The sequence below is a fragment of the Acinetobacter sp. YH16053 genome, assembly GCF_013417035.1.
GTDB classification, from domain to species: Bacteria; Pseudomonadota; Gammaproteobacteria; order Pseudomonadales; family Moraxellaceae; genus Acinetobacter; species Acinetobacter towneri.
In genome coordinates this window covers 1-11,196 of record NZ_VPEP01000032.1, presented here as the reverse complement: position 1 = coordinate 11,196, position 11,196 = coordinate 1, and the positions used below count along the sequence as shown (strand labels likewise).

General features: G+C 37.7%; 12 protein-coding genes. 8 read left to right on the top strand and 4 right to left on the bottom strand.

Annotation, left to right across the window (positions count from 1 at the left end; all coding sequences use genetic code 11):
• Nucleotides 1–273: 273 nt before the first annotated feature.
• Nucleotides 274–477, bottom strand: a complete 204-nt coding sequence (locus FTV43_RS13630) for a hypothetical protein (protein WP_004968112.1) — start codon at nt 475–477, stop codon at nt 274–276.
• 675 nt (nt 478–1,152) lie between these two features.
• Between FTV43_RS13630 and FTV43_RS13625 the strand changes: the two genes are divergently transcribed.
• Complete coding sequence (locus tag FTV43_RS13625; RefSeq protein WP_004967300.1) at nt 1,153–2,160, top strand: replication initiation protein; 1,008 nt, start codon at nt 1,153–1,155, stop codon at nt 2,158–2,160.
• A gap of 105 nt (nt 2,161–2,265) precedes the next feature.
• Nucleotides 2,266–2,832 carry a plasmid replication DNA-binding protein gene (locus tag FTV43_RS13620; RefSeq protein WP_225531289.1) on the top strand — a complete coding sequence of 189 codons (567 nt, stop codon included), beginning with the start codon at nt 2,266–2,268 and terminating at the stop codon, nt 2,830–2,832.
• A gap of 209 nt (nt 2,833–3,041) precedes the next feature.
• On the opposite strand, the gene FTV43_RS13615 is transcribed toward FTV43_RS13620, so the two are convergent.
• Nucleotides 3,042–4,259: an MFS transporter gene (locus FTV43_RS13615; protein WP_179995725.1), complete on the bottom strand. Its 1,218-nt coding sequence runs from the start codon at nt 4,257–4,259 to the stop codon at nt 3,042–3,044.
• Between the two features lie 106 nt (nt 4,260–4,365).
• On the opposite strand from FTV43_RS13615, the gene FTV43_RS13610 reads away from it, so the two are divergent.
• Together FTV43_RS13610 and FTV43_RS13605 are read left to right on the top strand one after the other, a co-directional pair.
• Nucleotides 4,366–5,127 (top strand): class I SAM-dependent methyltransferase, encoded by a 762-nt coding sequence (locus tag FTV43_RS13610; protein WP_368856089.1) that lies wholly within the window; start codon nt 4,366–4,368, stop codon nt 5,125–5,127.
• Entirely contained in the window at nt 5,117–5,569 is a 453-nt protein-coding gene (locus FTV43_RS13605; RefSeq protein ID WP_257224121.1) for a thioesterase family protein, read from the top strand. The genes FTV43_RS13610 and FTV43_RS13605 overlap by 11 nt, the downstream gene beginning before the upstream one ends.
• Before the next feature lie 9 nt (nt 5,570–5,578).
• Here the strand turns inward: FTV43_RS13605 and FTV43_RS13600 are convergent, their stop codons facing one another.
• Nucleotides 5,579–6,475 (bottom strand): LysR family transcriptional regulator, encoded by an 897-nt coding sequence (locus tag FTV43_RS13600; RefSeq protein WP_179995723.1) that lies wholly within the window; start codon nt 6,473–6,475, stop codon nt 5,579–5,581.
• A 297-nt stretch (nt 6,476–6,772) separates the two neighbouring features.
• Between FTV43_RS13600 and FTV43_RS13595 the strand changes: the two genes are divergently transcribed.
• From FTV43_RS13595 to FTV43_RS13580, 4 genes are all read left to right on the top strand, one after another.
• Complete coding sequence (locus FTV43_RS13595; protein ID WP_179995726.1) at nt 6,773–7,084, top strand: BrnT family toxin; 312 nt, start codon at nt 6,773–6,775, stop codon at nt 7,082–7,084.
• Nucleotides 7,047–7,361: a BrnA antitoxin family protein gene (locus FTV43_RS13590; RefSeq protein ID WP_104988439.1), complete on the top strand. Its 315-nt coding sequence runs from the start codon at nt 7,047–7,049 to the stop codon at nt 7,359–7,361. The genes FTV43_RS13595 and FTV43_RS13590 overlap by 38 nt, the downstream gene beginning before the upstream one ends.
• Before the next feature lie 138 nt (nt 7,362–7,499).
• Nucleotides 7,500–7,844 carry an SMR family transporter gene (locus FTV43_RS13585; RefSeq protein WP_087090658.1) on the top strand — a complete coding sequence of 115 codons (345 nt, stop codon included), beginning with the start codon at nt 7,500–7,502 and terminating at the stop codon, nt 7,842–7,844.
• The gene (locus FTV43_RS13580; RefSeq protein WP_016165572.1) at nt 7,845–8,402 is read left to right on the top strand and encodes a TetR/AcrR family transcriptional regulator; all 558 of its coding nucleotides are present in this window, start codon (nt 7,845–7,847) and stop codon (nt 8,400–8,402) included.
• Nucleotides 8,403–8,472: 70 nt separating this feature from the next.
• Here the strand turns inward: FTV43_RS13580 and FTV43_RS13575 are convergent, their stop codons facing one another.
• On the bottom strand, nt 8,473–9,549 hold the full coding sequence (locus FTV43_RS13575; protein WP_225531288.1) for a hypothetical protein: 1,077 nt from the start codon (nt 9,547–9,549) through the stop codon (nt 8,473–8,475).
• Between the last annotated feature and the right edge of the window lie 1,647 nt (nt 9,550–11,196).

Genomic DNA, 11,196 nt, shown 5'->3' with positions numbered 1-11,196 from the left:
ATCCACCATAGGATAAATATTTTCTGATTTTATGAATAAAATTAGCGTTTTAAAGTTTGGTGTTGGTTGGTTGGCAATCGGCACTTCGACAAAATTTTACGGTGCATACGTTATAAGCATTTTTTAGACCCCCTCGGATATTCTTGCCAACAGAATATCGAAACGAGGTGGGTTGTCTAAATGCTCACCATTTGCGTTTTAAGGCACTTTAAACTAAAACCTATAGGTAGAATAGGAATGACCAATAAAACGCCAAATACAGCAAACCATGCGCTATAAATCCACATCTCTTGGTGTATCTTGCTCTCGATCTGTCATAAAATCTTCTAACCCTGTTGGGTCATCATGGTTTTTAAAGAACTCCTCCCAAGTTACTTCACAAAAGACACCATCTTCATTGGCTCTAAACCATCGTGGTTTGTTGAAGTTCTTCATCGAGAGAGAAACCAAATCTTCATCTTTTTTATCTTTGCTCATCTCAGATCCTCTTTAGCGAGTGTCTACGAGCGACACAACGAAAATTTGCGCCTAGACTCCCTGAAAAACTGCTTTTTAAAATATTTGCTTCAACAAATTGAAAGTAGATCACATGCTGATCTTTGCACCTAGACCGAGCGAAGCGAGCATAAAAAACTTATGAGCGAAGCGAATTCCGAGTTGCTTTTGCCTTTTCTTAAAGTAACAAGAATATTAACTAAAAATTGCCCCACGAATCGAGCGAAAGCGAGATTCAATAGAGTTTGAGCGTAGCGAAAACCAAGGGCAATTTTTCATTTATTTTTTCATTTACTAATTTTAAAAGCTTTATTAAAAGCTTTTAATAGCTTTTAAAAAGCTTTTAAAAAGCTTTACGGCCAGTCTCAATGTATTGCTATATCAGTGTTTCAGACACTAAAGTGGGGGCGAAATGTTAGGTTTTTGACTTTAAGTGGGGGCGAAATGTTAGGTTTTTGACTTTAAGTGGGGGCGAAATGTTAGGTTAGTGGGGGCGAAATGTTAGGTTAGTGGGGGCGAAATGTTAGGTTAGTGGGGGCGAAATGTTAGGTTAGTGGGGGCGAAATGTTAGGTGGTAATCAAGATATGCTTGACTTAATAAGTGGGGGTAAGTAGCATTGAAAATACCACCACATAATAGAAGAATAGTGATTTTAGATGGCTGTATCATTAAAGAAAATTAAAAATTTTGAGGAACATGACAAATCTCTTTTTCCTCTTTCAGCACCTGCCAAACGTTATCCAAAAGACTATGCTGTCTTTCAAAATATTTTCTGGCAATTGAAGCATGAGAAATCACCAAAAGACGATATTCTAAAATTGCTATTCTTTTTTAGCCCTAAAGTTCGGCTAGCATCAGATCCCAATGAAACAACAGAATTCACTGTAACAGCTAAAGAATATGCTGAATTGACGGGCTTAAAGCCAAGCAGTGCTTATGTAGCCTTAAACCGAGTAGTAGATGCTCTCTACGACCACAGTGTAGTTTTTTATCATCCTGGAAAAGATCGAGATATTCGAACAAGACTCATTAGTACATGCTCATACAAGGATGGATGTTTTTATATTTCTTTCACGCATTTTGCCCTATACATTATGTATGTTTTTAATAAACAAAATTCGTATACAAAATTTAAAGTTAAATCGGCTGTTGCCTTACATGGTCACGGTTTAAAACTTTACCCATTCTTGGTACAAAATGAATTTCGGTCTAATTTCGATGTATCCATCAAAGAATTAAAAAGTGCTTTAGGTCTGGCAGAAAATTCATACCCAGAATATAGAGATTTCAAAAGTACTATTCTTAAACCCCACATTGATGACATTAACTCTAAAACAGAACTTACTATTGAGTTTAAAGCAGTCAAGAAAGAAGGACGCAAAGCTAGTCATGTTAATTTTATAGTTAGAAAAAAGAAAACTATTGGAGCTAATCAACAAAGTGAAACTGGTAGTAACCAAGAGCAAAATAAAATAACTGCAAAAATGGTTTATTTAACGATAATTCAAAGTGAAGAATTGAGCTTGAGATTCAAAGAATCTGGTGAGACTACAGACGAATTAGTAGAAAGAATAAAAATTGATTTTAAAAATAACGAAGGTAATAGATGGATTGAAAAACTAGCAGAATTCAATATCGACTTTACTATTGAACAAAAAGTTTGAAAAATTGCTGCTATACCTAGAAAAGTACGATTTAATTCAAAATAAGATATATGTTCAGCTAAGATGTTCAGATGAACATGCTTAAACACGCGCTGAGGGATTACATTGAACAAAACAAAATTTAGCATAATGGACGCAAGTAAAGCTTTTAAAAAATCAAGAACAACAATCTATGAATCTATAAAAAGTGGTGAATTATCAAGAGATCATGATGGACTTATAGACTTATCGGAACTTATCAGAGTTTATGGCAATCCAGTCAGTGTTCAGTCCAGTACACGTACTGAACAAGTCCAGAAGGATGTACAGGTACACGTTCAGTCTGAAATTGAAAATGTATTAAAAGATCAAATTTCTTTACTCAAAAATCAGTTAGATTTAGCAAATCAAAGAGAAAAGTCTTTGATGCAACATATTGAAGATCTCACTCATAGAATTGAGTTTAAAGGCACGTTAGAACAGCCAAAACAAGAAAATACTAGTAAGCTAAATGAATCTACTAATCTAAATATAGCAACAGATCCTCGGCCAGAGATTGAGTCGAACTATGACGCATTGACTACTTTTGGGGAAGACAACAAGCGTATACCTATTCCTGAACACGTTGAACCGGAACCTAAAAAAAGGGGATTATTGGGCCGTTTAGCTCGGGCAGTTTTTACAGATGAGTAAGGTTTTATTGTTATTTTTAGCTAAACAAAAGTGTGGAACATTGCTTACTTATTAAGCGTGGAACGTGAAAAGTCATAAAAAAAGCCCAATCGGGTGTGATTGGGCTTTTCAATACGAAATAAACTATTGAATTAAAACAAATAATTTAGAGCATTTCGTATAACGTGTATTATGTTAATTTTAGAAAATCTTTAAGATTGATCTGAATGCTAAACTATTTCTACAGACACATACCGATCTTGCCCAGCCTTAAAACCAACATAAATTAAAGCAAGTGCCACGCAGGCTAAAAAGATTTCAACCTTTATAAAATGGCCCGGTGACTGATACAGCAGTCCTACCATCAACGGTCCAAAAGCACCAAATCCAAAACCGACACTTTGCACCATACTAGATAATTGTGCTGCCACATGTGTATTCTCTGAACGTAAAACAATCATGGCCATCGCAATAGAGGTTAAAGCCCCTTGTCCCAGCCCCAGGATCACCGCCCATAACCAAATTGTGTGTAAGGGTGCCATCAAACAGCCGATAAAGCCAATCACAGTCAGTAAAACCACAACGACATTAAACCATGACTGATGTGGAAGACGGGTAGCAATGACCGGAGCCAGAAAACAGGCGATAGTTTGTAAAAAGATAGAACTCGATACAATCAGGCTGGCATCAAAAACAGCAATTCCCCGATCCCTGAGGAATGGTGATAACCAGCCAAATACAGTAAATGAGTACATTGATTGGAGTACCATAAACAGCGTGACTTGCCATGCCAATTTGCATTGCCACAGACCACGAATTTTAGGAGCAATGATTTTTAGGGGGACGCTATGTTGTGGGTATTGAAATAACCAGAAAAGCCAAGCCAATATCGCAGGGACTACCCATATCGCTAAAGCGCTTGACCAGTCCCCATGAAAAAATTGCTGTAAAGGGAGCGTTGTTCCTGCTGCAATAGCTGCACCTCCTAATAGAGCCATCGCATACAAACCTGACATTAGCCCAATAGATTGAGAAAAGTCCCGTTTAATCAGGCTAGGTAGTAAAACATTAATAATCGCGATTGCGCCACCGGCCAAAATCGTACCGATTAATAAACCACTAAGCTCTCCTGTTCCTCGTAAGAGAATACCAATGGTAAGAACAAACATGATGATAAATATTGTTCTTTCAATTCCCAGTTTTTGTGCCAATTTCGGTGCAAAAGGTGCAAATAAACCAAGACAAAGTACAGGTAATGTGGTGATTAAACTGGCCAATCCCGAACTGAGATTCAGTGATTGTCTAATTTCTGGCATTAACGCACCAAAACTAGGAAAGATGGTCCGTAAATTAAAGGCGACCAAAATTAAACTGCATGCCCAGAAAATCAATGTCTTAGGATGGGAATAGGATGGTGATGCTGTTGAATAAATCTCTTGTGTACTCATGCCTATTCCCTATATAAAACGCATACAATCCATATATTAAATATATATGTTAAATCATATATATTAGATTATCATATAGGTATGAAATTAAACAATGGATGAAAGCGTGAAAGATTTAGAATTCAAGGATCATTTCTCTAAAGGTTCTGAAGGCTACGCAGCCTACCGTCCTGTATATCCTATCGATTTGGTAGATGAATTAGCCTATCTATGCCCAGCACAAAATCTTGTACTAGATTGCGGTTGTGGTACAGGACAGCTTTCAGTGCTATTAGCAGAAAGATTTGATGAAGTCGTTGCAACAGATGCAAGTTCTGCTCAAATTGAAAAAGCCAAAAAATGGGAAGGTGTAATCTATCGAACAGCTTTAGCTGAAGATAGCGGGTTGCCAGATGAATCAGTCGATCTGATTACGGTTGCACAAGCTGCACATTGGCTGGATCTGGATCGTTTTTATCAGGAAGTGCAGCGTATTGCCCGGCCCAATGCGATTTTAGCCCTCATTACTTATGGTGTTTTGCATGTTGAAGGCTCTGTCGATACGCTTATTCAACAATTCTATTATCAGACCATTGGTCCATATTGGCCTGCCGAAAGAAAGCATGTTGAAGACGGATACCGAAACTTGCCTTTTCCATTTCCCGAAGTAGAGGTTCCTGAGGTCAACATGCAGGCATTTTGGAATCTGGATGAATTAATGGGCTATTTTAATACCTGGTCTGCAGTAAAAGAGGCTGAAAAAGTCCTCGGTTTTAATCCAGTTTGTCAATTTAGAACAGCGTTATTAGCTGAATGGAAAGATCCTGCTATCAAGAAAAAAATTACCTGGCCTTTATCTATTCGGGCTGGAAAAGTGAATGCTGCATAATTTAAGGAAAAATATGACAAACAATATCCCATCTGGCTTGACCTATACACAAGAAATTATAGTTGATGAATCCTTAACAGTTCCTCAAGTCTCAACGAAGTTTACTGGCTTTGCCGATATGCCACCGGTATTTGCCACAGCCTATATGGTGGGTTTTGTAGAATGGACTTGTGTAGAAGCGCTGCATCCCTATCTTGAGCCTCAGCAACGGACGGTCGGCACACATGTCAACCTCAGCCATAATGCGGCTACTCCAGTTGGCATGAAAGTCACTGCTGAAGTGACGTTGACGCATATTGAAGGGAAAAAATTAACCTCTGCTGTAATCTGCCGAGATGAAGTAGATGTGATTTGTGAAGGAACTCATGAGCGTTTTATTATCGATCATGAAAAATTCCTGACCCGTGTTCAAGCCAAATCAGCAGCTACAAATGAGCATTAATTAAGCATTTTAGAAAGGTGAGGAATAACTTTTCAGGAACTCCAGTAAAGTTTTTGCTGCACTGCTGAGAGGTCGGTCAGATGACCAACATGCACCGACCTTTAAAGAATCACCTTTCTGGTGGGGTAGTTTCAGTGGAACAATACCTGACTCATTTTCAAGCGCAGCCAAAGGTAAGGTAGTTATGGCCAAACCTGAACGTACAGCAGATAAAATAAGCGCCGGATTTTCTGACTCCAACACAATATTCAACGGTATGCCTAAAGCGGTTGAATGGCGTTCAAGCAAATCCCGTTGATGGTATCCAGTCGGATAGATCGCTAAGGGCTGTGTGAGTAGTTTTTCCCAGGAAATGCTTTCAGCTTGAACAAGTTGTTGATGGAATGAGGTTGAAACACAAGCTACATTTTTTAAATCCCACAGATATTCCGTCTCAACCTGAGGCTCTATGCCTTTATATACGGTCAAGCCTAAATCCAAAGCTTCTTTCTTCACTAAAGCTTCAATTTCCAGGGCACCAGCTTGATAAACTTTAATATGAATTTTGGGATATAACGCCATAAATTTCGGCAGTACTTGGGAGAGCGCAAATTGCGTCACCATCGCAGGAGCCGCAATACGTAATTGACCTATAGAGAGATTTTCCAGATCCTTGAGTTCATCCTTCACATTCATCAACAGACTCATCACAGGAGCTGCACGTTCCTTGAGGAGGCGACCACTTTCTGTCAGTTCAACTTTGCGGTTAGCGCGAATAAAAAGCTGTGTACCCAATTCTTTTTCTAGTTCTTTAATAGTAATACTGACCGCAGATTGGGCAACATCTAATGCATGAGCAGCAGCAGAAAAACTGCCGTTTTCGATCACGGCCATAAACACTTCAATACGACGTAGTTTTATCTTCATTTTATATGTAAGAATAGGATTTCATAAATTTATTATATAATAAAATCTGATTTTTCTTTAATTAGGTCCTTCCATTTAACATAATGGTGGTTATACGCAATACACTTGTATATTAATATAAAAATCAAATACTTAAAAATTTAACCCTGAGCATAAAAACAGCAAAAAGCCGACTTTGAAACAAGTCGGCTTTTTTATGTTCGATTCTGTAAGCTTTTGCCAATAAAAAATGGAAGAACTTTGCAAAAGTTACAATTTTGTATTAACATTTTTATATTAACAAAAAGCGATGCAACTATGGAAATTGAGTTTTCATGGGATGAGCATAAAGCAGAAACAAACCTTAAAAAGCATGGTATAGCTTTTGAAGATGCAACCTTAGTTTTTTATGATGCTCATGCCGTCTTCAAACAGGATCGCTTTGAAAATGGTGAATATCGTTGGCAAGCGATAGGTCTCGTACACGGGCAGACAGTTTTATTGGTGGCTCATACTGTACAAGATCATAATGGGATTGATCATATCCGTATTATTTCAGCACGACAGGCAGAGAAAAAAGAGAGGAAACAGTATGAACAAAACCGTTACTTACAAAGTAGATTTGAATAAACCTCCTGTCTTATCTGAAGAACAAAAGGCAAGACTTGAAGCATTAGATAAACGCCCAGACAGTGAAATAGACTTTTCAGATATTCCCGAACTTGATGAAAGTTTTTGGAAAAATGCAGTGCAAAATCCATTTTACAAGCCGACTAAACAAGTAACTACGGTTCGCATCGATGCAGATGTCATGCAGTGGCTAAAAGCCCAAGGCAAAGGCTATCAAACACGAATGAATAAAATTTTACGGGATGCCATGCTAAAAGAATTAAAAAATCATCAATAAAAATGGGAGCTTAGGCTCCCATTTTTGACTGCGTATAACGTGTATTATGTTAATTTTAGAAAATCTAAAATAATTATTGATAATTTTTTTTTGAAAATTTAACATACCTTCCGATTGGTATTTTAGGTATGATTACTTATGAACAGTGTGTTACTCGCTTATGTATTACTTGGATTTGCAATAGTTTCCGAAGTGATTGGAAGTAGTTTTTTAGTTAAATCGGAAGGGTTTACAAAACTTTTTCCAAGCGTGATGGTCTTTATTTCTTTTAGCACGGCATTTTATTTATTATCACAAGTTATTAAAACAATCCCTTTAGGTATCGCATACGCTATATGGGCTGGTGTTGGGATTGTTCTAACTGCTGTAGTTAGCTACTTTGTTTTTAAACAGACACTAGATAATCCTGCTTTAATTGGAATTGGTTTTATCGTATCTGGCGTAATAATTATTAATTTATTTTCGCAATCAGCAGGTCATTAAGTGAAAGAAATTCGGCAACAAAAGAAGCAACCAGAGGTTATTCGAAAGCGCATCCTTGAACAGGCAACTATTCTTGTTTCTCAAAAGGGTATTTCTGGTGTTTCTATTCAAAATATTGCTACAGCAGTAGGTATAACAAAAGGGGGGGTATTTCACCATTTCCCGAATAAAAAAAATTTGATAGAAGAAATGTTCAATCAAATAATTCTTGATTTAGATCAAACAGTTGAATACTTGATTAAACGCGATCAAACAGAATATGGTAAATTCACACGAGCTTATATTCATAGTTCTTTTATCCATCAAATAGATGGGGTGGTTTCTGCTTGGTCAGCGTTATCAATGACTATGATCACAGAGCCTACCTTTAATAAAATTTGGATGGAATGGCTAAAAAATAGATTATCTCAACATGCAGAAACGGATAGTCATCCTGATTTAGAGTTACTTCGTTTAGCAGCAGATGGGTTGTGGCTACAAAGTATTACCGGAGTCATTGATGATGAGCAATGTTCAAAATTAGAAGACGATCTGCTTAATCGAACCTATTTAACATAAAATCTCTTATACGAAATTTGCATGTTAGAACCTATTCAAAGTCCGTATTTAATAGCTTCTCTTAGCGGATTTACTCATTTTCAAGCACTTGTAAGTAAAGCTCATCCGCTTTTTGAGCAATGGCTTTGCCATTCTCACGCATTTCTAATTCTTTAGCTACATAGGCTTGAATCGGTATGTTGTAATAGCCACCACCATAGTAGTCTTTAATGAGTTTCAAAGGCACTTCCACACCATATTCATCAAAAAGATTACGTCTGTAATTATATTCATGGATCGTATCCGCATAGGTCGGCAATCGGGGTAGATAGGTCAAGTGTGGTGTAGCAATTTCCATCTGCATCCATGTTTTCTGCTTCTTAGACCTGTACTTTAAAAAACGCTGTGCAAAATGGATAATCTGCCCTGCTTGGGAACGGCTTGCTTTGAAAACAGACCATGTTTCAACCATCAGGAATAGATTTTTAATGTCGGCTCGGTTCTTCTCTGCTAGAGAACTATTTTTTTGACTAGCCAATTTATTAATAGAATCAGTAAATTTAGTTTTAATTTTTTCAATACTTTGCTTTGTATATCGCCAAGTCCACGTATAAGCCCTTACTCTGTCTTTGTAGTCTTTTTCATCACCCAAGATGAGCTGTTTATAAGTCTTATGCGTATCTCTAAAAAGCTCCATAGTCACCAGGGCAGTAGGTTTGACAGCAATTGGATTTTTTAAGACAAATTGTTTTGGCTCATTATCTTTGAAGTAGTCTGCAATCAAGGTCTTTTCTGCTGAGATCGAATCAAGATCCCACTTAAAGCCTTTGTACTTCTCTTTAAGAGTCTGAATCTTCAAACGCTCCGACTCTTTGGCAAGTTTATTAATCTCAATACCGTTGAAAGTATTGAAATCTCTACTTGTAGGCGTAGTGAATAAGCAATACAGAAACCATTTATTTTCATTAAAGACATCTCTTTGCACGATCATCGTGCAAATAGGATGACCCTTTTCTAGGCGGTAAGAACGCTGTCTTGGTGAAATACCCAACTCATAACGCTCTGTCATCTTATCCAAAACGGATTCAATGGATTTCTTAGAACTGTCGTACTCAAAGCTGAAATAAAAATATGCGCCATTGGCAACATGGTCAGCGAGCCGTTGCATTGTAAATTTTGTGTGTGGACTAAAAATTATCATCCAAAATATTTCCAATCATTGTTATCAAGGGTTAATTCACAAAATACGCTGTTTTTTGATCAAAAACTAGCATTGTAATCGAGTAAAAGGATTTTTGGTTTTTAGCTGTTTTTTGCTTTTTCCATAGCGAAGCTATGGTGAACTTGCGAAGCAAGTTTTAAGGACTTCTAGACGGTGTTTGTAAGAGGGTAATAAGTAGTTCCATGCGAACGCACCTAGACAGCATATTTTTTGTGCATTATGATTTTCTCATCAGTTGTGAAGTGTGTCTGACCAACGCACCTAAAAGACCTAACCGTTTTTTAGTGTGCCGTTAGGCACACTAAAAATTTTGATTTTCAACAGCTCACAGTGGAAAGGTTGACAGCCTGAAAACTGCTTGACGAAGCGGACTGCTGCGGAAACGTAGCTCGGTACGCTTTGATGAGGGCTGATGAGGGGTGGCTTTTGCCTACCCTCAAATTCTACTCAATCCACTTCATTGTTGGTTCTTGAAGTTGGGCGACAAGGAAACGGAATCACCGAAAGGTGGCGAATGGGTTAAACCCCATTCTAGGCTGAAAGGGCTGAAATCCTGCTTTTGAAGAAATAGTGAGTGAAATCCATAGATGGAGAGTAGCGTTAATAACTACCGTTCTTCGCTGAATCTTTATGGTTTGGCGAGGTGCGTGGCACACACGATGGCTTCTGCGGTATTCGAGAGGGTACAGGCGATCAAGGTGAAAGCTGGCGAGAGTGGCACTTTTGGGTCAGGTGGTGAATTTGTCGTGATGACATTCCATTTTGGCTCGAAAGGTCGATGTATAGCTTAAACGTGTTAAAGGTGGGGAGAGATCCTCATCGACTGTGCTAAGTAAGTGTTCTACCCATGATGATATTTTTTAAGCTGCGGAATCGGTATTTTGGAACTGCGTACCGAAAAGCAAGGAAAAAGCTTAGAAACTTAGTGGATGAACGTACTGCTTGTTAAGACTTCAATTGATAACTTGGGACGCACTTTTATGTCATTAGGTTTTGTCACCTAAGTTTTTGAATAACTAAATTTTTAGTTATCGACATAGATGTGTTGGAGCGATCTTTAGTAGCGCATATAAGGCAGATTTTTGCCGAAGTTGTACTGTAATAATTCTGAATAAGTTGTTGTTTTTATTTGTAAAATAGATAGTAATCTATAATTACAGGTAAAATTGATAATCAATAAGAATTTTCTTTTGAGTTGTTTTATCAAAAGTTGGTTAAAAAACCATAGCTACCGTTGTCAGAAATGACTTGTTAAGGGAATCGTGGTTTTGCGAAAGAGTGATGTTGAGGCTATAGGGGACTGTAGTTGAGTGTGTTACTTCCTGCATGGTCATAGTGCTTGAAGGCTGTGGATTTAAAGCCACAGGAGAGTCAAAAAGGTTAAATGGGGATTGGTCTCCCCTGCTGTTCGAGTTGGTCGCTCGAACTAAACTAAACTTCTGAAGACATAGTTTTTCGAGGTTGTTATCCACCATAGGATAAATATTTTCTGATTTTATGAATAAAATTAGCGTTTTAAAGTTTGGTGTTGGTTGGTTGGCAATCGGCACTTCGACAAAATTTTACGGTGCATACGTTATAAGCATTTTTTAG